The sequence below is a fragment of the Enterobacter chinensis genome (assembly GCF_034008295.1).
GTDB classification, from domain to species: Bacteria; Pseudomonadota; Gammaproteobacteria; order Enterobacterales; family Enterobacteriaceae; genus Enterobacter; species Enterobacter chinensis.
This window is the reverse complement of record NZ_JARDVI010000010.1, coordinates 1-26,022: the sequence shown is the minus strand read 5'-3', so window position 1 is coordinate 26,022 and position 26,022 is coordinate 1. Positions and strand designations below refer to the sequence as shown.

Genomic DNA, 26,022 nt, shown 5'->3' with positions numbered 1-26,022 from the left:
CGCGGAAGAGATTACTCCTCCTCGTTCCCACCCTCTTCATACGCGCCAAAGGGCTTCGCCGGAAGAACGATATAGGTGCCTTCAAACACCGCGCCCGGGGTTTTATCGCCAAACAGTTCAACCTGCATCTGGACGCGGGCTTTGCGGCCGCGTGCCAGACGGTCAAGATCGCCGCCCAGTGAACCCAGATCGGCCACGGCGCTCGGCTTGCCGCTTATCGGTGCGCTATACCGGATGTGAGCGTCGGCAAGAATGATCGTGCCACCCAGATGGCGCTCGCGCAGCATCAGCCAGATCAGCCCCCAGCCGGTGAGCGTGGCCAGTGAGAACAGACTGCCGGCAAACAGCGTGTGGTGCGGGTTCTGATTGCCGGTTTCCGGCATGGTAGTAATAAATTTTTGTCCGGTGTACTGCTGAATACGCACGCCCATTTTTTCGCTGAGCGGAATGTGCTGATACCAGGCTTGCTGCAGCTGTCCGCACCAGTCAGCGCGATGGAGAATATCATCCAGCGTGGCAATGGGTTTGATCATCAAAAAATGACGAATCGGAGTGGTTTGCGGGGTCGTGATTTCCCCCTGATTAACAAAACCGAGCTTGGCGAAGAACTCAACGGCATCTTCGCGGGCGCTACAGGTGACGCGCTTAACGCCTTCCTGACGGGCGACGGATTCCAGGGTCATCGCCATTAGCGTCCCCAGACCTTTGTCCTGAACGGAGGGGTGAACCGCCATAAAGCGAATAGAGGCTTCGTTATCGGCGTTGATATACAAACGCCCGACGGCGACGAGGTTGCCCTCTTCGTCCATCACCATCTGATGGTGGGCCATCGCGTCCCAGGCGTCGCGTTCAGACCCTTTTGGCTGATGTAATGGCTTGCGTAGCATTTCCCAGCGGAACTGGTAATAGGCTTCTAACTCTTCTTCCGTTTGCGGTACTCGAAGGTGATACATAGCTGTACTCTCTCTTGTTACCCGCGGCCACGCCGCCAGTTGGCTCATACCTGGAGCCAGAATGTGACGGGGCCATCGTTCACCAGCGACACCTGCATATCTGCAGCGAATCGTCCGGTTTGCGTATTCATTTCCTGCTGGCGACAACGCTCAACAAAGTATTCATAAAGTGCTTCTGCACGATCCGGCGCGGCACCTTTAGAGAAACTCGGGCGCATGCCGCGCTCGGTATCCGCAGCCAGTGTAAACTGGGAAACCACCAGCACGCTGCCGCCCGCCTGCTGGACGTTCAGGTTCATTTTACCTTCCGCATCGCTGAAAATACGGTAGCCCAGCACGCGCTCACACAAGCGGTTGGCTTTTTGTTCGTCATCATCCTTTTCGACACCTAACAACACCAAAAGTCCTGGGCCAATTTCACCCGTCACCTCTCCCTCCACGGTGACGCTGGCACGGGTTACGCGCTGTATCAATGCAATCATGGTTGGTCTGCTTCTTGTTGTTTTTCAGCTGCTGCTGCTTTTTTAAGTTCGCGGTATACCCCGAGAGTGACAGTTATTTCGGCACCAAGCAAGACGATACACCAGGTCCAGTAGACCCAGACAAACAAAATGGGGATCACCGCCAGCACGCCGTAAATTAGCTGATAGGACGGAAACATGGTGATGTAGAGGGCAAACCCTTTTTTTCCCAGCTCAAAGAGCAACGCCGCCACCAGCGCCCCCACAACCGCATCACGGTTAGGCACGCGCGTGGTAGGCACGACGCTATAGAGCAGCCAGAACGAAAGCCACGACAGGATCAACGGAAAGATGCGAAGCACATTATCAATAACGCCGTTTAAATCACTCGCCCAGCGCAGGGAAAGCAAATAAGAACTGATAGCCAGGCTCGCCCCGGCCAGCAATGGCCCCAGCGTGAGAATCATCCAGTACACGGCAAAGGAATACACCTTTGGCCGTGCCTTTTTACTCCGCCAGATAGTGTTCAGTGCGTTATCAATGGCGTACATCAACAACAGCGCAGTGACGATAAGACCGCATGCCCCCACTGCCGTCATCTTGCTGGAGTTGGCAACAAACTGCTCAATGTAATTCTGGATGACATCCCCGGTTGCAGGGATAAAATTCGCGAAGACAAAATGGCGAAGCTGCAGGCTAACGTCCGCAAACATCGGAAAAGCGGAAAACAGGGCAAAGATAACGGCCACCAGCGGCACTAATGAGAGCAATGACACGTAGGCGAGATTACCCGCCAGCGTGGTCATGTTGTCCTCATCAATGCGGTGCCAGAGCAGTTTCAGCCAGGCCCTCAGCGGGCGAGTATGGTGCGTGGCTTTTTGATGAACGTTTTTTAGCATAACTGCTTCGCAAAGTAGTTTGGTATCGTCTCTTTTCCGGTCACCAGAATTGACGTGATACCCAACTGATTAGCTCCCTCTATATTATCGGCATTGTCGTCGAAAAAGACCGCATCGGCCGCGGTAAAACCTTCTGCCTGGAGAACAGCCTGATAGATTCGGGCTTCAGGTTTACGCATGCCCATCTCCTGCGAGAGATAGATCTTATCTGCCGCGGCCTTAACTTCAGGGTATTCCTCAGGCCAGAACGTCGTGTGCAGACGGTTGGTATTCGACAGTACGACCACCCGATGTCCCTGCTCGCGAAGTTTATGCATGATGTCGATCACGTCCGGTCGTATGGCGACAAATACCGCCTGCCAGCCGTGTGAAAACTGCTCGTAGCTTAACGGTAGATCCATCTCCTGACAGAAACGTTCAGCGAATTCTTCATCGCTGATCTCGCCGCGCTCATGCTGATGGAAGGTCTCGCCCATCGCGAAACTCTGCTTTAATGTCGCCAGCGGGACACGACTAAAATCGCTCCATGCGCCCAGCACCCGATTAAAATCGATATCGACGATTACGTTTCCTAAATCAAAGATATAAAGCATGTTTATCTCCTGCTCGCCGTGGAGAAGTAACTGTAGCGGGAATAAAGAGATTTGACTATGCGCGCGGTCGAAGGTGTGCGATCGATTTTTACGGCGTGTTTTTACGACAGTAGAGCGAGGGGACGTTTGATGCAGCAAAAAGCCAGGCTCCCCGATACTCATCAATCATCAGGCTCAGCTCTCTTCCCGGCGTGCGATAAAAGCCCGGCAGCGTGACGTTGATATCAGCCTCATCCGCCGCATCCGCAAAGGTTTTAACAATACGATCGTTATTTAATACTCGCGCGTTCTGATGATAGCTGTAATGGAAATAGATGGTACGGTTTACTTCTGAAACCGTATGACCAAATAATTTACCGTTAATGATCGCGGTCCCTTCCCGATGCTGCATTCGCCAGGAAACCGTGCCAACAAATCGGTTTTTGCCAATCGTCCATTCCACATCTCCCGTACAACGTATCGGCGTACTCGACAAATGCGAATACGCTAGCCAGCCGCTGGTAACAACAGCCCCCAGAAACGCTACCAGCAAAATAATACGGTTCCGGAACGTCATCATTGTTCATGCGCCCAAAAATAGTGTGTGGTACAAAACGCTGCCGTGTCCCGTCGCGCATCGTTATTACAGACAAACGCCGCGATCCGCTCCGTTTTACTATAACCGGTGAGAAAAACGTATCGTTTTTCGGCACACAGGTTGGGGTAATTGTTTAACAAGCGCAAGTAATGGTCCTGCATATGCTCGTTAGGTGCATAAAAAAGTTGGCAGGCGCCGATTCGGGTACCCGTTGAAAGTGGAATATAGTTGTTAAACGGCATGGCCAGGCGATTCTTATATAACAGTGCCCCGTTGATAAGCCCGATCAGCAAAAGCGCAGTGGTGGTTATTATCAGCCAGGCTGGCCTCTGCATCGTAACACCACCGACTACAGCTGTGTCTTTATGGACGATTACCTGCTCAGAGGTTGGGATAAATACCTCAACTTCTGTTGTTTCGGAAAGCATCAGCCCGCGTCGCGAAATCGTTTTTACCGTCTCGCGCGGTAATCCCACCTCAGCCAAAGCATTGCGTAATGTCAAAATGGCCTGATAAAAGGTATTCGGAGTGGTAACGTCATTGCGCTCCCCCCATCCCACCACCATTAGCTGATTTTGCGAAATAATTTCGCCAGGATGCGTAACGAGATACAGAAAACAGAGATTGGCAGGAAGCTGCAATTGTATCGTGCGCCCGGTAATATGATTCACCAGGGTTTTGTTTTCTGAGTCATACTCGACCAGTTTGTTAATGAGATACAATTTTCCTTTCCTCTGCAATAACAATATTTAACTCTATACATCCAAAAGGCACACGCATATTTAACAACAGTATAGGCCAGAGAGGATTAGGCCGCGACACCATCTTATCTAAGATTAAAAACAAAGCATTATTTTTCAACTTTTTACAGGGCACTTTTCTTAGGTTTACCTCATCTAAAGCGACATAATGAGATTTCATTACACTTCACCAGGCCAAATACTTATATTGAGTCACCACAAGGGAATAGACTGACGTTACGGCAGATTGAGGAAGCGAATTTTTAGCTATTAGTGCTATTCATGAAATTTTCTTACGGTTTTTTTTCTGAAGAATAGTCTTAGATGATTGAGGAATATTCCTGGAGTACTTCGGCCAACTGATGTTTTTTCGCTATGGTTACGGTCTTTCAATATAGATGCCACCAGGAATTTATTTCCCCTGGCCTATTTTTCACAAATGAGACAAGACCGCCATATATGTTTCAACATTGACACATTTGAATGGCAGTGAAATATTGACAATGAAAGTAAGACAGGAGTGGACTGGATGATAACATCGTCGCAAAAAGTTGTCCGCTGTATAAGCTGTGAATTGTCCTGTCAGTTATTTCCAGATAACGCAGTACGATCACAATACTGTGACAACGCCTCGTTCGCCGTTTGGCCGGCTGGTAATCATTTTTTAGAGATTGCAGTAGAAGATAAAATATTGCGAAGAAACAAGAATCACTTATCTCGTGGTTTTATTTTTGTAGACTTTTCGATGTACAACCTTCGCATACTTGCAAATCCACAATGGATTGAACGCCTGGCGATAACTAACATGAATATCGTTATTATCACCGACCGTAAACTGGAGGCGCTGGCTAATTACTTATTCACTCATCGCAGTGAAATAAAGGGAGTTATTTATTCGGACGATAATGACGTTATATTACAGGAAAAAATAAGTCATATTTTTTCCGGGAGACGTGTAAATAGCAGACGAGGAAATATCTTGAATGCTGTCGAATTCATGTTGCTTAACCGATTTATGTCAGGAGTGTGCCTTCAGGAGATTATAAAAACAAACAGTATTGATGTAAAAAAAATTTATGTTCATAAAGTACGGCTAGAGAGGAAGTTAGGTACCCGCATTCATAAAATTCTCGTTTCTATTTTGTAATTTCAACTAATTAATATACCCACATTTAATGGTGTGGAGGATGTTTTACGCCTGAAAGAAAGGGGCAGTTATGCCATATTTAATGAAACACTCACCTGTCGCTGTTGCGATTTCTCTGGCGTTATCGTCAGCGCTATTCACCGTCAATGCTGCGGTAATAGATTTTGCTAATTTACCCGCCTCCGGAGCGGTCACGGATCTGCCTGCAGAAATACAGGCGCTAATACCTGCAACGGCAAATGCGAACTTTAGCAAAAATACCACCGATCCTAACTATGTCTATCAGTACAGCCCGGGTAATATCCCGATCTACGGAGATGGTATTACTCTCGAAGGGCCAGGGGCGGAAGCCTTTGAGCATTCAGTTACCGTTATTCAGAACGCCACGTCCGGCAGTCCGGGGGTGATTTTTGGTGACGATCTGACTATTCGCACCCAGTCAAAAGTGGCGGCCAATAATGGCAGAGATGTCGACGGCATTCGTACGCATGGTATGAACACGCCGGACAACCCGGTGTTTATTATTACCGGCGATCGCACCCATATTTACGTTAATGGCCAAAGCGGTGACGGTATAAATGCCGGGTATAGCTCCTTCAGCCAGGGCTCTCTCGGCTCCGCCAATATTTATGTGGGTGACGATCTCTATATCGAAACTACCGGCAGCACCGGCCGCGGGGTTAGCGCTTATGCTTTGAATGACGCGTCGAAGGCCAAAAATAACGTTATCGTCGGCGATCGTGCACATATTGTTACGCGTGGCACCTACGCCGAGGGGATCCGCACCAACCAGAGCGGCTCATATGTCCGTCTGGGGGATGAGGCAACCATTGAAACGTACGGCGCATCGGCCTACGGCCTGTATGCAGGTTCTGCGTCAAAAATTGAGCTGGGAAAAAACGCAACCATTATTACTGACCAGAATAGCGCCTCCGGCATCTATTCAACCGGTTCATCTACCATCAACCTTGATGAGGGTGCCAGCATCACCACCAACGGCGCCAGCGCGCATGGCGTCTATGCCTACACCGGTGCGGTGAACCTTGGCGATAACGTCACTATTGCGGTAAACAGTAGCGAGAAAAGCAGCAGTTCCGCGCAAGCGCCGCATGGGATGTATGCCTGGTCACGCGGCGTGATAACGATGGAGGGTGGCGCAACCATTACCACCGCTGGCCAGCGCGAAAGCGGCAGTTATGTCATGAACGCTGGCAATGGCGGGATGATTGATGCATCCGCTGGGGGCAAATTCACCCTCAACGGCGATATTCTCTCCGCAGGCGGCATCGCGGCCACCAGCACACTTCCGGCACAAAACAGCACTATTACGCTGACAATGAGTGACAACTCATTGTGGAACGGGGCGTCCTTCATTGAGAGCAATGCCGCAGGCAGCGGTACCATCGCACTTACGATGAATGATGCCGTGTGGAATATGCGCGACAGTTCCACGCTGACCAGCCTGACGCTGAATGCGGGCGGCACGATTAATTTCCAGCATCCTGAAGATGAAGCATGGCAAACCCTGACCATCAACGATGATTACATCGGCAACGGCGGCAAGCTGGTTTTCAATACCGTGCTGTTTGACGATACCTCTGAAACGGACAAGCTGATCGTCGAAGGGAATACTTCCGGTCATACCGGGGTGGAAGTGAACAACATTGGCGGTACCGGCGCACAAACCGTAGAAGGGATTGAGATTGTCAGCGTTGGCGGTAACTCTGATGGGACGTTTGAGAAGGCCAGCCGTATCGTGGCAGGGGGTTATGACTATAACGTTGTGCAAAAAGGGAAAAACTGGTTCCTGACCAGCCTGGTTGAACCCGTTGACCCACCGGAAGACCCGGTAGACCCACCAGTTGACCCTGTTGACCCGCCAGTTGACCCGGTAGATCCACCTGTCGACCCTGTTGACCCACCGGTTGATCCGGTAATTCCGCCGGTCGACCCCGTAGACCCACCGGTTGACCCGGTTGTTCCGCCGCAGGAACCGGTACCGCCCGTTGCACCACCGAAAAGCGAGCACCAGTATCGCCCGGAATTTGGCAGCTATCTGGCGAACAGCTATGCGGCAAATACGCTGTTTATGACCCGCCTGCACGATCGTCTGGGTGAAACACAGTACACCGACATCCTCACGGGTGAGCAAAAAGTGACAAGCCTTTGGATGCGTAACGTCGGCGGCCATACGCGGTTTAAAGACGGCAGTGGCCAGTTAAAAACCACAGCCAATCGCTATGTACTCCAGATGGGAGGAGATGTGGCGCAATGGAGTTCCGACGGACTGGATCGCTGGCATCTTGGCCTGATGGCCGGCTATGGCAACAGCCAGAGCCGGAGCGTTTCCAGCCTGACCGGATACCACTCGCGTGGCGAAGTTAATGGCTATAGCGTAGGCCTGTATGGAACCTGGTACGCAAACGAAGCGGATAAAAGCGGTACCTACGTTGATAGCTGGATGCTGTATAACTGGTTCGATAACAAGGTGATGGGGCAGGATCAGGCCACTGAGAATTATCGCTCAAGTGGGGTGACCGCCTCTGTCGAAGCGGGATATAGCTTCAAGGTGGGCGAAAGCGAGCGTGACAGCTACTGGCTCCAGCCAAAAGCGCAGGTGGTGTGGATGGACGTGCAGGCTGACGACCATCGCGAACGCAACGGCACGCGGGTGAAAGACGAAACCCAAGGAAACCTGATGACACGTCTCGGCGTGAAGGCCTACATCAGCGGGCATAACGCGATTGACGACGGTAAATCCCGTACCTTCCAGCCGTTTATTGAGGCGAACTGGATCCACAATACTCAGACCACGCGCATCCGCATGGATGATGTCAGCAACGAGATGCGCGGTACGCGCAATATCGGTGAACTTAAAACGGGTGTGGAGGGACAAATTACGCCGCAACTGAGCGTCTGGGGCAACGTGGCTCAGCAGGTAGGTGATAAAGGCTTCAGCGATACGCAGGGAATGCTGGGGGTGAAATACAGCTTCAAATAACAACAAAAAAGCCGCTGATTTCTCAGCGGCTTTTTTTAATACGAATTAACCGTATTAGTCTTCTTTCGGACCGCGCATCGCACGTTTACGATCGTTTTCGGTCAGGTGACGTTTACGGATACGAATTGACTGTGGAGTCACTTCTACCAGTTCGTCATCATCGATGAATTCCAGAGCCTGCTCCAGAGTCATCTTGATCGGTGGAACCAGAACCGTTGCTTCGTCAGTACCGGACGCACGCATGTTGGTCAGTTTCTTACCGGTCAGGCAGTTTACGGTCAGGTCGTTAGAACGACTGTGAATACCGATGATCTGGCCTTCATACACTTCAGCACCGTGACCCAGGAACAGCTTACCGCGATCCTGCAGACCGAACAGCGCAAACGCAACCGCTTTACCCTGACCGTTGGAGATCAGCACGCCGTTGTTACGCTGGCCCACTTCGCCCGGACGAACGTCGTCGTAGTGGCTGAAGGTGGAGTACAGCAGACCGGTACCGGAGGTCATGGTCATGAACTCTGAACGGAAGCCGATCAGACCACGGCTTGGGATCACGTAGTCGAGACGTACGCGGCCTTTGCCGTCTGGATTCATGTTTTTCAGGTCACCTTTACGCTCACCCAGTGCCTGCATCACAGAACCCTGGTGCTGCTCTTCAACGTCCAGCGTTACGTTTTCGAATGGCTCTTGTTTACGGCCATCGATCTCGCGGAAGATTACTTTCGGACGGGAAACCGCCATTTCGAAACCTTCACGACGCATGTTCTCAATCAGAACAGACAGGTGCAGCTCACCACGACCAGAAACACGGAATGCGTCTGCATCCGGAGTTTCTTCAACGCGCAGCGCAACGTTGTGCACCAACTCTTTGTTCAGGCGGTCAAGGATCTGACGAGAGGTAACGAACTTACCTTCTTTACCACAGAACGGAGAGGTGTTGACGTTGAAGAACATGGTTACGGTTGGTTCATCAACGGACAGGGCTGGCAGCGCTTCGACGTTCTGCGGATCGCAGATGGTGTCGGAGATGTTCAGCTCACCCAGACCGGTGATAGCGATGATATCGCCCGCTTCCGCAACGTCACTCTCGATACGCTCAAGGCCCAGGTGAGTCAGCACTTTACCCACTTTACCGTTACGGGTTTTGCCTTCGCTATCGATGATAGTGACCTGCTGGTTAGGCTTCACTTTACCGCGCTTGATACGACCAATGCCGATTACACCAACATAGTTGTTGTAATCGAGCTGAGAGATCTGCATCTGCAGGGTACCGTCGAGATCGACGTTTGGCGCAGGAACACGGTCAACAATCGCCTGGTACAGCGGGGTCATGTCTTCGGCCATGTCTTCGTGGTCCAGACCTGCGATACCGTTCAGCGCAGAAGCGTAAACGATAGGGAAGTCCAGCTGCTCGTCAGTCGCGTCGAGGTTAACGAACAGGTCGAATACCTGGTCCACAACCCAGTCAGGACGCGCGCCAGGACGGTCAACTTTGTTAATAACAACGATTGGCTTCAGACCATGGGCAAATGCTTTTTTGGTCACGAAGCGCGTCTGTGGCATTGGGCCATCCATTGCGTCAACGACCAGCAGAACGGAGTCTACCATGGACATTACACGTTCAACTTCACCACCGAAGTCGGCGTGCCCTGGGGTATCAACGATGTTGATACGGTAGTCATTCCATTTAATCGCGGTGTTTTTCGCGAGGATGGTAATCCCACGCTCTTTCTCCAAATCGTTGGAGTCCATCACGCGTTCTTGGGTTTCGGCACGAGCATCAAACGTACCGGATTGCTGCAGCAGCTTATCAACCAGGGTAGTTTTACCATGGTCAACGTGCGCGATGATGGCGATGTTACGCAAATTTTCGATCACAACTTTGCCTCAGGCATTTAGAAATAGCGCGTTATTGTACACGGATTAATCGCACTACAAAACAGGATCACAAACATCCCCCGCAAACAAGTATTGCAGAGATGCTTTGTGATCGCTTTCACGGAGCGGTAAAAGGGCACTTTAACGTAAATTGCACCAATATGGTGCTCAATGTTCACATTGAAGCACTATATTGGTGCAACAAATCCATTGTGGTGCAGCCCTTTTGCACTATGGTGCGCATGATAACGCCTTTTGGGGGTGTTTTAAAAGTTGGCACAGATTTCGCTTTATAAAAAATACATGGCAACAGCCAGTACAAACAGAAATTGAAGACCTCGTTACCACGACGACAATGACCAATCTGGAGAGTTAAGTATGTCCGCTGAACACGTTTTGACGATGCTGAACGAACATGAAGTGAAGTTTGTTGATCTGCGCTTCACCGATACCAAAGGTAAAGAACAGCACGTCACAATCCCTGCTCATCAGGTGAACGCCGAATTCTTTGAAGAAGGCAAAATGTTTGACGGCTCCTCCATTGGTGGCTGGAAAGGCATTAACGAATCTGACATGGTTCTGATGCCAGATGCGACCACTGCGCTCATTGACCCGTTCTTCGAAGAACCAACCCTGATCATCCGTTGCGACATCCTCGAGCCAGGCACCCTGCAGGGCTACGACCGCGACCCACGTTCTATCGCGAAACGCGCTGAAGAGTACCTGCGTTCTACCGGCATCGCAGACACCGTTCTGTTCGGGCCAGAGCCAGAGTTCTTCCTGTTTGACGACATCCGTTTCGGCGCTTCAATTTCTGGTTCCCACGTGGCTATCGATGACATCGAAGGCGCATGGAACTCTTCCACCAAATACGAAGGTGGTAACAAAGGTCACCGTCCTGGCGTGAAAGGCGGTTACTTCCCGGTTCCTCCGGTCGATTCTTCACAGGACATCCGTTCTACCATGTGTCTGATCATGGAAGAGATGGGCCTGGTTGTTGAAGCACATCACCACGAAGTGGCGACTGCTGGCCAGAACGAAATCGCTACCCGCTTCAACACTATGACCAAAAAAGCGGATGAGATTCAGATCTACAAATACGTTGTGCACAACGTTGCGCACCGTTTCGGTAAAACCGCGACCTTCATGCCAAAACCAATGTTTGGCGACAACGGTTCCGGTATGCACTGCCACATGTCTCTGTCCAAGAACGGTACCAACCTGTTCTCTGGCGACAAGTATGCCGGTCTGTCTGAGCAGGCGCTGCACTACATCGGTGGTGTTATCAAACACGCTAAAGCGATCAACGCCCTGGCGAACCCAACCACTAACTCCTACAAGCGTCTGGTCCCGGGCTACGAAGCGCCAGTGATGCTGGCCTACTCTGCACGTAACCGTTCTGCTTCTATCCGTATCCCGGTTGTTGCGTCTCCGAAAGCGCGTCGTATCGAAGTACGCTTCCCGGATCCAGCGGCTAACCCATACCTGTGCTTCGCAGCACTGCTGATGGCGGGTCTGGACGGTATCAAGAACAAGATCCACCCAGGCGAAGCGATGGACAAAAACCTGTATGACCTGCCGCCAGAAGAAGCGAAAGAGATCCCACAGGTTGCTGGCTCTCTGGAAGAAGCCCTGCAGGCGCTGGACGCAGACCGTGAGTTCCTGACTGCCGGTGGCGTGTTCACTGATGAAGCGATCGACGCTTACATCGCTCTGCGTATTGAAGAGAACGACCGTGTGCGTATGACTCCACACCCGGTTGAGTTCGAGCTGTACTACAGCGTTTAATAAAGTTGTTTTACCCGGCGTGACAAGCGCCGGGAGTAGTTGCCGTGGAAACTTTTAGCCCATCTCCGGATGGGCTTTTTTCTCCACCAACAATCTGATCTCACGCGCTTTTTACGCCGAAAACGCTATACTGCACTAAATTAGTGCAAACAACTCCAGGAGACTGCTGAATGGCAACTGGCACGCTGCCCGATGCTGGGCAGATCCTCAATTCTTTGATTAACAGCATCTTGCTGGTCGATGACGAGCTGGCCGTTCATTACGCCAACCCGGCGGCGCAGCAATTGCTTGCCCAAAGCGCACGTAAACTGTTCGGCACCCCGCTTCCGGAATTACTGAGCTATTTTTCGCTGAATATTGGCCTGATGCAGGAAAGTTTGCAGGCTGGTCAGGGGTTCACGGATAACGAAGTGACGCTGGTTATCGACGGGCGCTCGCATATCCTGTCGCTGACCGCGCAACGTCTTCCCGAAGGCATGATCCTGCTTGAAATGGCGCCGATGGATAATCAGCGTCGACTGAGTCAGGAGCAGCTTCAGCATGCGCAGCAAATTGCTGCCCGAGACCTGGTGCGTGGTCTGGCGCATGAAATCAAAAATCCGTTGGGTGGGTTACGCGGCGCAGCGCAGCTTCTGACCAAGGCGCTGCCCGACCCTGCGCTTGCGGAGTACACCAACGTCATCATTGAGCAGGCGGACCGACTGCGTAATCTGGTTGACCGTCTTCTCGGGCCGCAGCAGCCGGGAATGCATGTCACAGAAAGCATTCATAAAGTGGCTGAACGGGTGGTGAAGCTTGTCTCGATGGAGTTGCCGGAGAACGTCACGCTGGTACGTGATTACGACCCAAGCCTGCCGGAACTGGCGCATGACCCGGATCAGATTGAGCAGGTCCTGTTGAACATTGTGCGCAACGCGCTGCAGGCGCTGGGGCCGGAAGGGGGCGAGATTATTTTACGTACCCGCACCGCCTTCCAGCTCACGTTACACGGCGTGCGCTATCGACTGGCGGCCCGAATCGACGTCGAGGATAACGGGCCCGGTATTCCATCGCATCTGCAGGACACCCTGTTCTATCCGATGGTAAGCGGTCGCGAAGGCGGGACCGGCCTGGGCTTATCCATTGCCCGCAGTTTGATCGATCAACACTCTGGAAAAATTGAATTTACCAGTTGGCCGGGACATACCGAGTTTTCGGTTTTCCTGCCGATTAAAAAATAAAGGTGACGTTTATGCAACGAGGGATAGTCTGGGTAGTCGATGACGATAGCTCCATCCGTTGGGTGCTTGAACGCGCGCTCACAGGGGCAGGATTAAGCTGCACGACGTTTGAGAGCGGCAGCGAAGTGCTCGACGCACTCACCACCAAAACGCCGGACGTTCTGCTTTCGGATATTCGCATGCCGGGCATGGACGGGCTTGCGCTTTTAAAGCAGATCAAACAACGCCACCCTATGCTTCCGGTCATCATAATGACGGCACACTCCGATCTGGATGCCGCAGTGAGCGCCTATCAGCAAGGGGCGTTCGATTACCTGCCCAAACCGTTTGATATCGACGAAGCGGTGGCGCTGGTTGAGCGCGCGATTAGCCATTATCAGGAGCAGCAACAGCCGCGCCACGCGCCCGATTTTGGGCCAACGACTGACATAATCGGCGAAGCGCCGGCGATGCAGGATGTGTTTCGCATTATTGGCCGGTTATCCCGTTCGTCCATCAGCGTATTGATTAACGGTGAATCGGGAACCGGTAAAGAGCTAGTGGCACATGCATTGCACCGCCACAGCCCGCGGGCAAAAGCACCGTTTATCGCCCTGAATATGGCAGCAATCCCGAAGGATTTGATTGAGTCCGAACTGTTTGGCCATGAAAAAGGGGCGTTTACCGGCGCAAATACCATTCGCCAGGGGCGTTTCGAACAGGCTGATGGCGGCACGCTATTCCTGGATGAGATCGGCGATATGCCGCTGGATGTCCAGACCCGCCTGCTGCGCGTACTGGCCGATGGGCAGTTTTATCGCGTGGGCGGCTATGCACCGGTGAAGGTGGATGTGCGCATTATCGCCGCAACCCATCAGAACCTGGAGCAACGCGTGCAGGAGGGAAAATTCCGTGAGGATTTATTCCATCGCCTGAACGTCATTCGCGTTCATCTGCCACCGCTGCGTGAACGTCGTGAAGATATCCCCCGCCTGGCGCGTCATTTTCTGCAGGTGGCCGCCCGGGAACTGGGTGTGGAAGCCAAGCAACTTCACCCGGAAACCGATGCCGCCCTCACCCGCCTTGCGTGGCCGGGCAACGTGCGTCAGCTGGAAAATACCTGCCGCTGGTTAACCGTGATGGCTGCCGGGCAGGAAGTGCTGATTCAGGATTTACCGGCTGAGCTGTTTGAAGCGACCGCGCCTGAAAGCAGTACTGGTCACGCGCTGCCGGACAGCTGGGCGACGCTGCTGGCACAGTGGGCCGACCGCGCGCTGCGTTCCGGTCATCAAAACTTGTTGTCTGAAGCTCAGCCAGAGATGGAGCGTACGCTGTTAACTACCGCGCTTCGTCATACGCAGGGTCATAAGCAGGAGGCCGCTCGCCTGTTGGGATGGGGACGTAATACTCTGACGCGCAAGCTTAAAGAGTTGGGAATGGAGTGATCTTACGCCGCTGTGTAAAGGTTATTAATTGAGCGCAAATTGCCGTTATTTTGCGCTTTACTGTTCCGTTGAGTTTTGTATGATCGTGCCCGGAAATTGGGGGTGAACATCATGCTGGAAACATTAGTGAATATGCTCTCTAGCGGAGCCGCTGAAAGCCACACGCCACAAACAGCCGTTGCGGCTATGTTGTGTGCGGCGCTGGTTGGGCTGTTTAGCTAGCGGGGTTGAATGTAAAAGCCGGGTGGCGACTTCGCCTTACCCGGCCTACGTTTCGTGCTGTTGGCAATGCGGCTTAAATCACCCGCGAGAACTGCTGCAAACGCGCTTTCTGACGCAAATACGCGTCGAAGCACATGCAGATATTACGGATCAACAGACGCCCTTTCGGCGTGACCTCAACCCCACTCTCCGATACATCCACCAGCCCGTCTTTCGCCAGCGGTGCCAGGAGCTTCAGGTCTTCAGCGAAATAATCGCTGAAGTGCAGACCCCACTGCGACTCAACGTCGCTGAAATCGAGACGGAAGTTGCAGATAAGCGCCTTAATCACATCACGACGGATGCAGTCGTCACGCGTTAACGCAATGCCGCGCCATAGCGCGTTGCCCGTATCATCAACCTGCTGGTAGTACAGCTTCAGCTCTTTCTGGTTCTGCGCGTAACAGTCGCCAATCATGCTGATGGCAGAGACCCCCATCCCCAGTAAATCGGTATCGCCCTGGGTCGTGTAACCCTGGAAGTTACGGTGCAATACCCCTTCACGCTGGGCAATCGCCAGTTCGTCATCCGGACGGGCAAAGTGATCCATACCGATAAACTGATAACCGGTCTCGGTCAGCGAAGTAATAGTTTCCTGCAGGATATCCAGCTTCTGTTGAGCAGAAGGCAGATCGGCATCTTTGATTTTACGCTGAGCGGCAAAGAGCGTCGGCAAATGCGCATAGTTAAAGACGCTCAGGCGATCAGGGTTTAGTTCGGCCACGCGTTTCAGCGTGAAGGCGAAGCTTTCCGGCGTCTGCTTTGGCAGGCCGTAAATCAGGTCAATATTGGTCGATGTAAAACCGATCTCACGCGCGTGGTTGAGTAAAGCAAAGATAAATTCTTCATCCTGCTCGCGGTTCACCAGGCGCTGGACCTCTTTGTTGAAGTCCTGCACGCCCATACTCAGACGATTGAAGCCTTCGGCGCGTAAATGATCCAGCACATCCAGCTCAATTTCACGCGGATCGACCTCGATCGAGATTTCAGCATCATCGTTAAAATCGAAGTGGCTTCGTAAAAGCGTCATCAAACGGCTGATCTGCGCTTTATTCAGATAGGTTGGCGTGCCGCCACCCCAGTGAAGCTGGCTGACGTGACGGCCAGCAAACAGCGGCGCGCGATGCACAATTTCTTGCTCGAGCGCATCAAGATATTGGTCGGCCTTGTGCTGCTGACGGGTAACGATTTTATTGCAGCCGCAGAAATAGCAGAGCTTGTGGCAGAACGGAATATGGACATAGAGAGACAGCGGACGCTCAGGATAGCGCGCGACAGCCTGCTGAAAATCATCCTCACCGAAGGCATCGGAGAACTCCAGCGCAGTGGGGTATGACGTATAACGCGGCCCGGAATAGTTATATTTCTGGATTAGGGCCAAATCCCAGTCGATAGATGGTACAGACATGCTCACTCCTTCCGTTGGTGTCGCGTTCGTATACGGCGGCCCGTTCTGACCCCATTGCGGGCCATCACCCGGGTGCGCAGCCACTTCTGTCGCCGCGACAACCGCCGTAGTTTAACGAATAACCACACCAGATAACATATAACCGGAAGGGTTATAAGCAGGACTATCGTGCCTGCCGGGTGCAAATGTTAGTTTCCACCCTTCAGAAGACGCATCATATCTTCCTGCTTTTCGTCTTCTTCTTCATCTTCGTCATCGTCGTATGACAGGCCCAGCTTCTGCATCAGTTCATCGATGCGATCCAGTTTGGCATCAACCCATGACTGCTCTTCGGCGGTCAGGGTTTCACCCGCTTCAAGACGTTCCAGCAGCGCATCCAGGCGCTCATCGTTCTCCAGCAAATCCAGCTCAGCCTGCGGTGAAAGCATAGGTTTCTCGCTCTTTGGTTTGTGCTGCTTAGTGACCGGGGTGTCTGTCACGCCCAGTGGAATGGGAGTTTTACTGCCGATACGAGGATCTTTCTGCTGTTTGCCTTTTGCAGAAGTGCCCGCTGCACCAACGCCGCTGGCACGGCTACCCGCAGCATGACCGCGATGTTTTTTATCGCGTTTACGATCGCGCGCTTCCTGGTTCAATTCTTCGCGCGTTTTGCGGCGTGCTTTTGCAGGGCGTTTCGCGCCTGCAGCGGAGGTTGGTTTTTTCATAATGTTTTATCTTTAAGTCGTTTTCTTCAGTATAGAATTGCGGCGAAATCTAGCAGAAAGCAAGCAAAGAAAAAAGGCGACAGAGCAATCTGTCGCCTTTTTTCCTGACTCACAACCCTTAGCGGGTCAGACATTCCATGTTTGCCAACAACAAACCCTGTTTATCCCTTGGCTAATACCGTCCGTGATACGGTTCCATTTCCTGTTTAAACGCCTCCAGGCGCTGGTCATCCTGACAATCCTGCGTCTTCGCCTCCTGGCGCTCCTGACCCTAATCCTTAAGTCGATATCCTGTTGGCTTCCTCGCCCTGACGCACACTTTACCTTGTTCCGTTAAACTAACAAGCAACGAAACGGTACTAAAAGGAATTTTCAGACAATTACCCGGAAATAAGCTTATGATTTAAAACAGTTTGGCTTTTTTAACGCCTGCGAATTCTCTGAAATCTCTCATAGCTTCTCTGGCCGATCTCTCACACCGGTTAGGGCTTTCGCCTACAGGTCATAGCAATGAGAAAAGCCTTTTGCCTGCATTCGGGTATAATCCCCCTCAGATTACGATTTTGGAGACGACCACGTGACTACCTGGAACTACCAACAGACGCATTTTGTCACCAGTGCGCCCGATATTCGCCACCTTCCTTCTGATACCGGTATTGAAGTGGCATTTGCTGGCCGCTCCAATGCGGGGAAATCCAGCGCCCTGAATACGCTGACCAATCAGAAGAGCCTGGCCCGTACCTCAAAAACACCTGGCCGTACCCAGCTGATCAACCTGTTTGAAGTCGCAGAGGGCAAACGCCTGGTCGACTTACCGGGCTACGGCTACGCGCAAGTACCGGAAGAGATGAAAATCAAGTGGCAGCGTGCGCTGGGCGAATACCTAGAAAAACGCCTGTGCCTGAAAGGTCTGGTGGTGCTGATGGATATTCGTCATCCCCTGAAAGATCTGGATCAGCAGATGATCGACTGGGCGGTATCAAGCGATATCGCCGTGCTGGTGCTGCTAACGAAAGCCGATAAGCTGGCAAGCGGCGCGCGTAAAGCGCAGGTGAATATGGTTCGCGAAGCGGTGCTGGCATTCAACGGTGATGTGCAGGTTGAGCCATTCTCCTCGCTCAAAAAGCAGGGCGTTGACAAGCTGCGTCAGAAGCTCGACACCTGGTTTAGCGAGCTGGAACCCGCGACGGAAGCGGAAGAAGAGTAATACCGAGCGCGGCGATGGCCGCGCTTTTTTTTGCCTGAAGTTTTCTTTGCCACAATAAAAAACGCCCCAGTCATTACTGACTGGGGCGGCTAAAATATTCAGCCAAATCCGATTACGTGAAGTAAAAGGTCTGAAAGATAGAACATCTTACCTCTGTACCCTACGCCGATAACTCTACCCCTTTTTGTTCTGCAGAAAAAGCACTTTTTGTAGTTTTTTTTCATTCTTTACATAGGGAATTCTAATGATCGTCACAAAACGCGCGTTGTTATGTTGCAAACTTACATAAAAAGCGCGTTATGCGAAGAACCGTTAGTGAGCCTGATCCCAGTTTTCACCACTTCCCACTTCCACCAGCAACGGCACGTCAAGCGTCATGCTGCTTTCCATCAGTTCATGGATCTTCTTCGACACAGCGTCGAGATCGTCTTTGTGCACTTCAAATACCAGTTCATCGTGTACCTGCATGATCATTTTCACGCGAGGCTTCTCTTTTTCCAGCCAGGCATCAACGGCGATCATTGCACGCTTAATAATGTCCGCCGCGGTACCCTGCATCGGGGCGTTGATCGCCGCACGCTCTGCGCCAGCGCGACGCGCCGCGTTGCTGGATTTGATGTCTGGCAAGTAGAGACGGCGGCCATCCAGGGTTTCGACGTAACCTTTTTCCTTCGCCTGCGCGCGGGTGCGTTCCATATAGTCCAGCACGCCCGGATAACGCTCGAAGTAGAGATCCATATACTTTTGCGATTCTTTGCGTGGAATATTGAGCTGCCGCGAAAGACCAAACGCGCTCATGCCGTAAATTAAACCGAAGTTGATCGCTTTAGCGCTGCGGCGCTGTTCGTTCGTCACGCTGTCCAGCGGTAAGCCGAAGACTTCCGCCGCGGTTGCACGGTGGATATCCTTCCCTTCAGCAAACGCGGTCAGCAAACCTTTGTCGCGGGAGAGATGCGCCATAATACGCAGCTCAATTTGCGAGTAGTCAGCCGAGACAATCAGGTAGTCATCGGGCGCAATAAAAGCCTGACGAATACGGCGGCCTTCTTCGTTACGTACCGGGATGTTCTGCAGGTTTGGATCGGTTGACGAAAGACGACCCGTCGCCGCTACAGCCTGATGATATGAGGTATGCACGCGGCCTGTTTTCGGGTTGATCATCAGCGGGAGCTTATCGGTGTAGGTAGACTTCAGCTTCGCGAGACCACGGTACTCCAGAATCACTTTTGGCAGCGGGTAATCCAGCGCCAGCTCTTCAAGCACCTCTTCAGAGGTTGAAGGCGCGCCGCCAGGGGTTTTCTTCAGCGGTTTGATGCCCTGTTTTTCAAACAGGATGGTTTGCAGCTGTTTCGGTGAAGAGAGGTTAAACGGCTCACCTGCAAGCTCATGCGCTTTTTGCTCAAGCTCGGTCAAACGCTGCGCCAGCTCCCCGGAGTGGTTATGCAGCACCGTTGGATCGATCTTCACGCCGTTACGTTCAATGCGTGACAGCACGGGTACCAGCGGCATCTCGATATGCTGGAACACGTTCAGCGGTCCTTCTTGCTTTTGCAGTTTTGGCCACATCTTCAAGTGCAGCTGCAGCGTGACATCAGCGTCTTCCGCCGCGTAGCGCCCCGCTTCTTCAAGAGCAATCTGGTTAAAGGTGAGCTGATTTTTTCCTTTACCGGCAATCTCTTCAAAGGTGATCGTTTTGTGCTTGAGCCAGCGGTCAGATAAGGAATCCATATCATGACGGCCCGCGACGCTGTCCAGAATGTAGGATTCAAGCATGGTGTCGAAGGCAATCCCGCGCAGTTCAATGCCGTAGTTCTGCAGAATGCCGCGGTCGTACTTGAGGTTTTGCCCGACCTTGAGCGCCTTCTCATCTTCCAGGATCGGCTTCAGCAGTTCAAGCACGCGCTCACGGGAGAGCTGTTCCGGCGCATCCAGGTAATCGTGCGCCACAGGAACGTAGGCGGCAATACCCGGCTCTGTCGCAAATGACAGGCCCACCATATTGGCAGAGATGTTATCGAGACTGTCGGTTTCGGTATCAAAGGCAAAGACAGGAGCCTTTTTCAGCTTCTCGATCCAGGCAATCAGCTGCGATTCTTCAAGAATGGTTTCATAATTGTCGAAGGAAAGCGCCACGGCTTCTTCTTCCGCCTGCTCTTCTGCATCAACAACAATTGTCTCTTTCGGCTTTGCAGCCGGTTTAGCCCCTTTTGCCTGCAGCCATTTACCGGCTTCTACGTCTGTGGTCCAGCGCTTAAATTCGTATTTCTTAAACAGGCTCAGCAGTTCGTCAGCGGAAGGCTGTTGTACCTCCAGCTGTTCACAGCCCAGTTCCAGTTCGACATCGGTTTTGATGGTTGCCAGCTTATAAGAGAGATAAGCCACCTCTTTGTTCTCTTCCAGTTTTCCGGCCATGGTTTTTGCACCACGGAAGGTGAGCGCGGCGATTTTATCCGATTCCGCGTATAGCGTATCCAGCCCGCCCAGCCCCTGCAGCAGCGCTTGCGCAGTTTTTTCACCAACGCCCGGGACGCCAGGGATGTTATCCGAGGAGTCCCCCATCAACGCGAGGAAGTCGATAATCAGTTCAGGCGGCACGCCATACTTTGTGACCACCTCTTCAGGCCCCAGAATCGTGTTAGTCATGGTGTTTATCAGGGTGATACCCGGCGTCACCAGCTGTGCCATATCTTTATCACCGGTGCTGATCAGTACCGGTCGGCCCATTTTTTCAGCTTCACGCGCCAGCGTGCCGATGACGTCATCGGCTTCGACGCCAGAGACGGCCAGCAGCGGCAGGCCCATCGCCTTCACCATGGCGTGCAGCGGCTCAATCTGCGCACGCAGATCGTCAGGCATTGGCGGACGGTGAGATTTGTAATGCTCAAATAACTCGTCGCGGAACGTTTTGCCTTTCGCATCAAAAACGACTGCCGCATGGGTTGGCTGATACTGAAGGATCAGGCTGCGCAGCATATTCAGCACGCCGTACATTGCGCCGGTAGGTTCCCCTGCGCTATTGGTCAGAGGAGGAAACGCATGGTACGCCCGATACAGGTAAGAAGAGCCATCGACGAGAATAAGAGGGTTTTCTGGGATCTGAACCATAATGTCCGTGCCTTTAATCAATTTATGCGTAAAGGATGCCACAGAAGGATGAAAACATCAGTTATTAGCGCCAGATACAGGAAAAGATTTTGCGATCGTGAGGATCGCTCGCAAAAATAAAACTGTGGATAAGTTTGTGCATATTTTCACTTCATATGAATAACAGACGCTAAAAATATATATACCTGAATATTTAGATCTTATTTATCATGCCATTACGTTACTAGATCTACTCTATATGGCCAACTGATGGCAATTTAGTCTATGTGGATATAAGCCTTGATTAGCGTAGAATCACAGAGAAATCTTCTGCAGCAGGGTAAAAGCCACCGGCTCCTCACCTGAAAGCGCCATTACTCTGTCTGTTTTCTGGTAGAATCAGCGCCCAGCGCCGAATAGCCGGCCGCTCACTTACAGCTAACCACTTGAAAAAGCTCATCATGCCGAGATTGCTCGCTGCAATAATATTACTGTTAAGCATCATTTTAACTATCCTGGTGACTGTCGCCTGTTCTGTGCCGATCATTGTCGCCGGGATCATTAAACTGCTGCTGCCTGTACCTGTGGTGTGGCGAGCCGTATCCGCATTTTGTAATTTTATGATGTACTGCTGGTGCGAAGGACTGGCGATCCTGCTGTGCCTGAACCCGCATCTGAAATGGGATATTAAAGGGCTGGAGAGCCTCAACAAAAAAAACTGGTACCTGCTGATCTGTAATCACCACAGCTGGGCTGATATCGTGGTGTTGTGTGTGCTTTTCCGCAAACACATCCCGATGAACAAATACTTCCTGAAACAGCAGCTCGCCTGGGTACCTTTTATCGGCCTGGCCTGCTGGGCGCTCGATATGCCGTTTATGAAACGCTATTCGCGCAGCTATTTGATTCGTCACCCGGAGCGTCGCGGTAAGGATGTAGAGACCACCCGCCGTTCCTGCGAAAAGTTTCGCGCGCATCCAACGACCATCGTGAACTTTGTTGAAGGCTCCCGGTTTACGGAAGAGAAGCATCAACAAACCCGCTCTCCTTATCAGCATCTGCTGCCGCCGAAGGCGGCGGGTATTGCGATGGCGCTTAACGTGCTGGGAGCACAGTTCGATAAACTCCTGAACGTCACGCTCTGCTATCCGGAAAATGATAAGACGCCGTTCTTCAATATGCTCAGCGGCAAACTGACGCGCATTGTTGTGCGTGTCGATCTGGTCCCGATTGATGCCGGGCTGCACGGTGATTACGTTAACGATAAGAATTTCAAACGTCGTTTCCAGCAGTGGCTCAATACGCTCTGGAAAGAGAAAGACGAACAGATAGACAAGATTAAATCTTCATACAAAAACGCCGGTCAGTGACCGGCGTTTTTACATCAGCGAAATTACTTCTTCTCAACCAGGTATTTCACGGTATCAGCATACTGCTGTACGAAGATATCCATGCTGCTGGTGTCCATGCCCTGCATGTTCAGCTGGTATTTGCCGTTAACAAACATCGCCGGAACGCCCTGAAGCTGGAGGTCAGCAGCCGCTTTTTCCTGCTGGGCCACCAGAGATTTCACCACAAAGCTGTTCCAGGCTGCGTCATAATCTTCACCTTTCACGCCGGCATCAACGAACACTTTACGGATATCCGCTGTGGTCTGAACGGTCTGGGTTTTCTGTACGGCTTCAAACATTGGCGCAGTGATTTTATCTTCCACGCCCAGTGCCATAGCAACAGCCCACGCCTGAGTCAGGTCTTTACCCAATGGGCCCAGGAACTCGACGTGGTACTTGGTCATTTTGGTACCTTCCGGCAGCTTTTTCTTCACGTTGTCAGACACATGCAGAACCTGCTCGAACTGATAGCAGTGCGGGCAGTAGAACGAGAAGAACTCCAGAACCTGTGGCTCGCCAGCGACCGGTTTGTCCAGCGTGATGAACTGTTTGCCGTCGGTAAACTGCGCAGCAGAAGCGCTAAATGCCAGAATCATACCTGCCAGCGCCAGCCAAATTTTTTTCATGATTAACTCTCTCCTGGGTGTGTCCAATTAATACATCGGCGTTAATTGCAGAGGGGGTTCCTGAAGAACCTTGACCTGCTCAGTAAATGTAGATATCTGGCTACGCCAGTAATCCTCTCCGGTAAGCCACGGGAAATTCCGGGGAAATGCGGGATCGTCCCAACGCCTGATTAACCATGCGAGATAATAAACAAAACGCATCGCACGTAAAGGCTCAATCAGGGGAATTTCATCTGAATTAAACGGGCTAAATTCTTCATAAGCTTCAATAATGGTTTCAAGCTGCATGCGTTGCTCGGCTTTATCGCCATTGAGCAGCATCCACAGGTCCTGAACCGCTGGCCCCATACGCGCATCATCGAGATCGACAAACAGCGGGCCATCGCGCCAGAGGATATTTCCGGCATGACAATCGCCATGCAGGCGCAGGATGGAAATATCGTCGCGCCAGCAGGTTTTAACGGCAGCAATGAGCTTATCGGTGGCGTTGAGGAAATCATCCTTTAACGCAGTGGGGATCATGGCAGACGTTTCGAATATTCCCCGCGGTTCAAGAAGGTATTCCTGAATCCCGATAGTCGGGCGGGTGATAAAGCTTTTTTTGCGCCCCGTCTGGTGTATACGCCCAAGATAGCGGGCAACCCACTCCATCTGATCGATATTATCCGCTTCAAACTGTCGACCACCCAGGCTCGGGAATACCGCGTAGTAAAACCCTTCGTGCGTGAGGAGCGTTTGGTTATTGAATTTTAGCGGTGCGGCAACGGGAACATCGTCATCCAGCAGATCGTGAGCAAACTGATGCTCTTCCTGAATTTGTTCTGCGGACCAGCGTTCAGGGCGATAGAACTTTACGACGAAGCGCTGACGATCCTCGTCCTGAAATTGATAGACGCGGTTTTCGTAGCTGTTTAACGGTGTTAGCCCGGAATCCACCCGAATACCCTGTTCAAACAGGGCATCCATAATGGTGTCCGGGTGTAATGTCTGGAAAGTAAAAGCCTGGTCGTTCATCCGATCATCCGGAAATTATACGAATGATTCAGGATATCATCTTGTGGCGATTTCGGTGCCGCCGCTTACAAGCTTTTACTCTTTAATTACGCCTCGGGCGCGCAATAATGCAGTCTTAAAATCTTCCTCATAATCCTTCTGAATACCAGGAATAACAGCATCTTTGGTTGAGTCACGCATTTTAAGGTGGTAGATCAGGATGTCGTCAGAAAGGTCTGCCAGATCGCCGTCAAAACCTGACTCTTTCGCCAGTTTCTGTAAAAATTGCATCAGATTTAGCTCTGGCTCTTTTTGCCAGGCGGGCTGGAGGAGTTCAATAACTTCATTCAGACGTTTACATTTCATGGTGGTGCTCCTTTCATTTAGAGTGACACGTTAGCAGGGTCAATCCCACAATAAAAGAGGCGATATTCGTGAATCTTAGCCAGGAAATCATTGGGGTCGTTCTGGCAGGTGGCAGAGCGACACGAATGGGGGGAAAAGATAAGGGGCTTCAGCTCCTGAACGGCAAGCCCTTATGGCAATGTGTCGCTGATACGCTCGCAGGCCAGGTGACGACAATGGTCATCAGTGCTAACAGGCATATCGACACTTACCAGCGCAGCGGATACGCCGTTTACCCAGACATCCTTGAAGATTACCCGGGACCACTGGCCGGTATGCTTTCGGTCATGCAACAGTCTCACGGAGAGTGGTTTATATTCTGCCCCTGCGATACCCCGTTTATTCCATCCTGTCTTGTCGAGCGTTTGTTTCTGCTTCGTGGTACAGCTCATGTGGTGTGGGTACATGACGGCGAGCGTGACCATCCTGCTATCGCGTTGATACACCGATCGCTAGCACCTGCCCTGCAGGCGTATCTGGCTGCGGGAGAGCGCAGGGTGATGGTTTTTATGCGCGACTCTGGCGGCCATCCCGTTGATTTTAGCGATTTGAAATCAGCGTTTGTGAACGTGAATACGAGTGAAGATTTGCAGATGATGCAGGAGAAAAAATGATACCAGTTCTCGCCATTTCCGCCTGGAGTGGGACCGGGAAAACCACGCTACTGAAAGAGCTCATTCCCGCGCTTTGTGCCAGAGGTATTCGTCCAGGATTGATCAAGCACACCCACCATAATATGGATGTCGATAAACCGGGCAAAGATAGCTATGCGTTGCGTAAAGCGGGTGCAGCGCAAACGATGGTGGCAAGTAGCCAGCGCTGGGCGCTGATGACAGAAACGCCGGATGAGGCACCGCTGGATCTCGCTTATCTGGTTAGTCGGATGGATCATTCCACGCTGGATCTGGTACTGGTTGAGGGTTTTAAACATGAGGCCGTACCTAAGATCCTGCTATTCCGAAGCGATGCCGGGCATGATGTCAGCGAGTTAACGCTGGATAAGCATGTGATTGCCGTAGCCAGTGATGTTGTATTGCCGCTTGAGGTTCCGCTACTGGATTTAAATGATGTGGATGGGATTGCGGAGTTTATTGTGACATGGAGTGCGATCTGACTTACCGGATGGCGGCTTCACCTTACCCGGTCTACAAAATTCGGTTGGTTCAGAAACGCAAAAAGGCCATCCTTTCGGATGGCCTCTCTACTTAATTGATGCCTGGCAGTTCCCTACTCTCACATGGGGAGACCCCACACTACCATCG

24 protein-coding genes are annotated in these 26,022 nt (G+C 51.9%); 10 read left to right on the top strand and 14 right to left on the bottom strand.

Translation table 11 applies throughout. The features are described 5' to 3' along the window. Nucleotides 1–11: 11 nt before the first annotated feature. The 6 genes from fabY to PYW49_RS22380 all read right to left on the bottom strand — a co-directional run bounded on the left by fabY (nucleotide 12) and on the right by PYW49_RS22380 (nucleotide 4,205). Nucleotides 12–953 carry a fatty acid biosynthesis protein FabY gene (gene fabY / locus PYW49_RS22405; protein ID WP_025759561.1) on the bottom strand — a complete coding sequence of 314 codons (942 nt, stop codon included), beginning with the start codon at nucleotides 951–953 and terminating at the stop codon, nucleotides 12–14. A gap of 44 nt (nucleotides 954–997) precedes the next feature. Next, nucleotides 998–1,435, bottom strand: coding sequence for a D-aminoacyl-tRNA deacylase (dtd, locus tag PYW49_RS22400; RefSeq protein WP_008501836.1), 438 nt, complete (start codon nucleotides 1,433–1,435; stop codon nucleotides 998–1,000). Beyond that, nucleotides 1,432–2,313 (bottom strand): virulence factor BrkB family protein, encoded by an 882-nt coding sequence (locus PYW49_RS22395; RefSeq protein ID WP_134347580.1) that lies wholly within the window; start codon nucleotides 2,311–2,313, stop codon nucleotides 1,432–1,434. Before PYW49_RS22395 ends, dtd begins: the two co-directional genes overlap by 4 nt. Further along, nucleotides 2,307–2,906, bottom strand: coding sequence for a glucose-1-phosphatase (gene yihX / locus PYW49_RS22390; protein ID WP_063958126.1), 600 nt, complete (start codon nucleotides 2,904–2,906; stop codon nucleotides 2,307–2,309). The genes PYW49_RS22395 and yihX overlap by 7 nt, the downstream gene beginning before the upstream one ends. Before the next feature lie 88 nt (nucleotides 2,907–2,994). Then, nucleotides 2,995–3,465: a hypothetical protein gene (locus PYW49_RS22385; protein ID WP_134347581.1), complete on the bottom strand. Its 471-nt coding sequence runs from the start codon at nucleotides 3,463–3,465 to the stop codon at nucleotides 2,995–2,997. Further along, nucleotides 3,462–4,205, bottom strand: coding sequence for a winged helix-turn-helix domain-containing protein (locus tag PYW49_RS22380; protein ID WP_320387561.1), 744 nt, complete (start codon nucleotides 4,203–4,205; stop codon nucleotides 3,462–3,464). Before PYW49_RS22380 ends, PYW49_RS22385 begins: the two co-directional genes overlap by 4 nt. 547 nt (nucleotides 4,206–4,752) lie before the next feature. Here PYW49_RS22380 and PYW49_RS22375 point away from each other — a divergent pair. Continuing rightward, nucleotides 4,753–5,370 (top strand): helix-turn-helix transcriptional regulator, encoded by a 618-nt coding sequence (locus PYW49_RS22375; RefSeq protein ID WP_320387559.1) that lies wholly within the window; start codon nucleotides 4,753–4,755, stop codon nucleotides 5,368–5,370. Nucleotides 5,371–5,440: 70 nt separating this feature from the next. Continuing rightward, nucleotides 5,441–8,371 carry an autotransporter outer membrane beta-barrel domain-containing protein gene (locus PYW49_RS22370; protein ID WP_320387557.1) on the top strand — a complete coding sequence of 977 codons (2,931 nt, stop codon included), beginning with the start codon at nucleotides 5,441–5,443 and terminating at the stop codon, nucleotides 8,369–8,371. A gap of 54 nt (nucleotides 8,372–8,425) precedes the next feature. Here the strand turns inward: PYW49_RS22370 and typA are convergent, their stop codons facing one another. Next, complete coding sequence (gene typA, locus PYW49_RS22365; RefSeq protein ID WP_134347585.1) at nucleotides 8,426–10,249, bottom strand: ribosome-dependent GTPase TypA; 1,824 nt, start codon at nucleotides 10,247–10,249, stop codon at nucleotides 8,426–8,428. 378 nt (nucleotides 10,250–10,627) lie between these two features. On the opposite strand from typA, the gene glnA reads away from it, so the two are divergent. The 4 genes from glnA to PYW49_RS22345 all read left to right on the top strand — a co-directional run bounded on the left by glnA (nucleotide 10,628) and on the right by PYW49_RS22345 (nucleotide 14,903). After that, nucleotides 10,628–12,037: a glutamate--ammonia ligase gene (gene glnA / locus PYW49_RS22360; protein ID WP_014072406.1), complete on the top strand. Its 1,410-nt coding sequence runs from the start codon at nucleotides 10,628–10,630 to the stop codon at nucleotides 12,035–12,037. Between the two features lie 170 nt (nucleotides 12,038–12,207). Then, nucleotides 12,208–13,257, top strand: coding sequence for a nitrogen regulation protein NR(II) (gene glnL, locus PYW49_RS22355; RefSeq protein ID WP_014885760.1), 1,050 nt, complete (start codon nucleotides 12,208–12,210; stop codon nucleotides 13,255–13,257). 11 nt (nucleotides 13,258–13,268) lie between these two features. Beyond that, on the top strand, nucleotides 13,269–14,681 hold the full coding sequence (gene glnG, locus PYW49_RS22350) for a nitrogen regulation protein NR(I) (RefSeq protein ID WP_023309765.1): 1,413 nt from the start codon (nucleotides 13,269–13,271) through the stop codon (nucleotides 14,679–14,681). Between the two features lie 111 nt (nucleotides 14,682–14,792). Further along, nucleotides 14,793–14,903 carry a YshB family small membrane protein gene (locus PYW49_RS22345; RefSeq protein WP_166790900.1) on the top strand — a complete coding sequence of 37 codons (111 nt, stop codon included), beginning with the start codon at nucleotides 14,793–14,795 and terminating at the stop codon, nucleotides 14,901–14,903. Between the two features lie 73 nt (nucleotides 14,904–14,976). On the opposite strand, the gene hemN is transcribed toward PYW49_RS22345, so the two are convergent. Both hemN and yihI read right to left on the bottom strand, forming a co-directional pair. After that, nucleotides 14,977–16,350 (bottom strand): oxygen-independent coproporphyrinogen III oxidase, encoded by a 1,374-nt coding sequence (gene hemN, locus PYW49_RS22340; RefSeq protein ID WP_320387555.1) that lies wholly within the window; start codon nucleotides 16,348–16,350, stop codon nucleotides 14,977–14,979. Nucleotides 16,351–16,538: 188 nt separating this feature from the next. Continuing rightward, nucleotides 16,539–17,054, bottom strand: coding sequence for a Der GTPase-activating protein YihI (gene yihI, locus PYW49_RS22335; protein WP_320387553.1), 516 nt, complete (start codon nucleotides 17,052–17,054; stop codon nucleotides 16,539–16,541). A gap of 577 nt (nucleotides 17,055–17,631) precedes the next feature. Between yihI and yihA the strand changes: the two genes are divergently transcribed. Further along, on the top strand, nucleotides 17,632–18,261 hold the full coding sequence (yihA, locus tag PYW49_RS22330; protein ID WP_134347588.1) for a ribosome biogenesis GTP-binding protein YihA/YsxC: 630 nt from the start codon (nucleotides 17,632–17,634) through the stop codon (nucleotides 18,259–18,261). 98 nt (nucleotides 18,262–18,359) lie between these two features. On the opposite strand, the gene PYW49_RS23445 is transcribed toward yihA, so the two are convergent. Together PYW49_RS23445 and polA are read right to left on the bottom strand one after the other, a co-directional pair. Continuing rightward, nucleotides 18,360–18,407, bottom strand: coding sequence for a spot 42 RNA, inhibition of DNA synthesis (locus tag PYW49_RS23445; RefSeq protein WP_071892919.1), 48 nt, complete (start codon nucleotides 18,405–18,407; stop codon nucleotides 18,360–18,362). Nucleotides 18,408–18,573: 166 nt separating this feature from the next. Then, nucleotides 18,574–21,366 carry a DNA polymerase I gene (gene polA, locus PYW49_RS22325; RefSeq protein WP_320387552.1) on the bottom strand — a complete coding sequence of 931 codons (2,793 nt, stop codon included), beginning with the start codon at nucleotides 21,364–21,366 and terminating at the stop codon, nucleotides 18,574–18,576. 440 nt (nucleotides 21,367–21,806) lie between these two features. Here polA and PYW49_RS22320 point away from each other — a divergent pair, with 440 nt between their 5' ends. Continuing rightward, complete coding sequence (locus tag PYW49_RS22320) at nucleotides 21,807–22,715, top strand: acyltransferase (RefSeq protein WP_134347590.1); 909 nt, start codon at nucleotides 21,807–21,809, stop codon at nucleotides 22,713–22,715. Nucleotides 22,716–22,738: 23 nt separating this feature from the next. Here the strand turns inward: PYW49_RS22320 and dsbA are convergent, their stop codons facing one another. The 3 genes from dsbA to PYW49_RS22305 all read right to left on the bottom strand — a co-directional run bounded on the left by dsbA (nucleotide 22,739) and on the right by PYW49_RS22305 (nucleotide 24,721). Next, on the bottom strand, nucleotides 22,739–23,362 hold the full coding sequence (dsbA, locus tag PYW49_RS22315; protein ID WP_121423247.1) for a thiol:disulfide interchange protein DsbA: 624 nt from the start codon (nucleotides 23,360–23,362) through the stop codon (nucleotides 22,739–22,741). A gap of 27 nt (nucleotides 23,363–23,389) precedes the next feature. Beyond that, on the bottom strand, nucleotides 23,390–24,376 hold the full coding sequence (locus PYW49_RS22310) for a serine/threonine protein kinase (RefSeq protein WP_134347591.1): 987 nt from the start codon (nucleotides 24,374–24,376) through the stop codon (nucleotides 23,390–23,392). Between the two features lie 75 nt (nucleotides 24,377–24,451). Then, nucleotides 24,452–24,721, bottom strand: coding sequence for a YihD family protein (locus PYW49_RS22305; protein ID WP_134347592.1), 270 nt, complete (start codon nucleotides 24,719–24,721; stop codon nucleotides 24,452–24,454). Nucleotides 24,722–24,789: 68 nt separating this feature from the next. Here PYW49_RS22305 and mobA point away from each other — a divergent pair, with 68 nt between their 5' ends. Together mobA and mobB are read left to right on the top strand one after the other, a co-directional pair. Beyond that, the gene (mobA, locus tag PYW49_RS22300; protein WP_320387548.1) at nucleotides 24,790–25,374 is read left to right on the top strand and encodes a molybdenum cofactor guanylyltransferase MobA; all 585 of its coding nucleotides are present in this window, start codon (nucleotides 24,790–24,792) and stop codon (nucleotides 25,372–25,374) included. Then, nucleotides 25,371–25,874: a molybdopterin-guanine dinucleotide biosynthesis protein MobB gene (gene mobB / locus PYW49_RS22295; protein WP_320387546.1), complete on the top strand. Its 504-nt coding sequence runs from the start codon at nucleotides 25,371–25,373 to the stop codon at nucleotides 25,872–25,874. The genes mobA and mobB overlap by 4 nt, the downstream gene beginning before the upstream one ends. Nucleotides 25,875–26,022 lie beyond the last annotated feature (148 nt).

Coding starts and splice junctions, on each gene's coding strand:
- fabY (WP_025759561.1), bottom strand. CDS start 953: ATGTATCACCTTCGAGTACCGCAAACGGAAGAAGAGTTAGAAGCCTAT.
- dtd (WP_008501836.1), bottom strand. CDS start 1,435: ATGATTGCATTGATACAGCGCGTAACCCGTGCCAGCGTCACCGTGGAG.
- PYW49_RS22395 (WP_134347580.1), bottom strand. CDS start 2,313: ATGCTAAAAAACGTTCATCAAAAAGCCACGCACCATACTCGCCCGCTG.
- yihX (WP_063958126.1), bottom strand. CDS start 2,906: ATGCTTTATATCTTTGATTTAGGAAACGTAATCGTCGATATCGATTTT.
- PYW49_RS22385 (WP_134347581.1), bottom strand. CDS start 3,465: ATGATGACGTTCCGGAACCGTATTATTTTGCTGGTAGCGTTTCTGGGG.
- PYW49_RS22375 (WP_320387559.1), top strand. CDS start 4,753: ATGATAACATCGTCGCAAAAAGTTGTCCGCTGTATAAGCTGTGAATTG.
- PYW49_RS22370 (WP_320387557.1), top strand. CDS start 5,441: ATGCCATATTTAATGAAACACTCACCTGTCGCTGTTGCGATTTCTCTG.
- glnA (WP_014072406.1), top strand. CDS start 10,628: ATGTCCGCTGAACACGTTTTGACGATGCTGAACGAACATGAAGTGAAG.
- glnL (WP_014885760.1), top strand. CDS start 12,208: ATGGCAACTGGCACGCTGCCCGATGCTGGGCAGATCCTCAATTCTTTG.
- glnG (WP_023309765.1), top strand. CDS start 13,269: ATGCAACGAGGGATAGTCTGGGTAGTCGATGACGATAGCTCCATCCGT.
- PYW49_RS22345 (WP_166790900.1), top strand. CDS start 14,793: ATGCTGGAAACATTAGTGAATATGCTCTCTAGCGGAGCCGCTGAAAGC.
- hemN (WP_320387555.1), bottom strand. CDS start 16,350: ATGTCTGTACCATCTATCGACTGGGATTTGGCCCTAATCCAGAAATAT.
- yihI (WP_320387553.1), bottom strand. CDS start 17,054: ATGAAAAAACCAACCTCCGCTGCAGGCGCGAAACGCCCTGCAAAAGCA.
- polA (WP_320387552.1), bottom strand. CDS start 21,366: ATGGTTCAGATCCCAGAAAACCCTCTTATTCTCGTCGATGGCTCTTCT.
- PYW49_RS22320 (WP_134347590.1), top strand. CDS start 21,807: ATGCCGAGATTGCTCGCTGCAATAATATTACTGTTAAGCATCATTTTA.
- dsbA (WP_121423247.1), bottom strand. CDS start 23,362: ATGAAAAAAATTTGGCTGGCGCTGGCAGGTATGATTCTGGCATTTAGC.
- PYW49_RS22310 (WP_134347591.1), bottom strand. CDS start 24,376: ATGAACGACCAGGCTTTTACTTTCCAGACATTACACCCGGACACCATT.
- PYW49_RS22305 (WP_134347592.1), bottom strand. CDS start 24,721: ATGAAATGTAAACGTCTGAATGAAGTTATTGAACTCCTCCAGCCCGCC.
- mobB (WP_320387546.1), top strand. CDS start 25,371: ATGATACCAGTTCTCGCCATTTCCGCCTGGAGTGGGACCGGGAAAACC.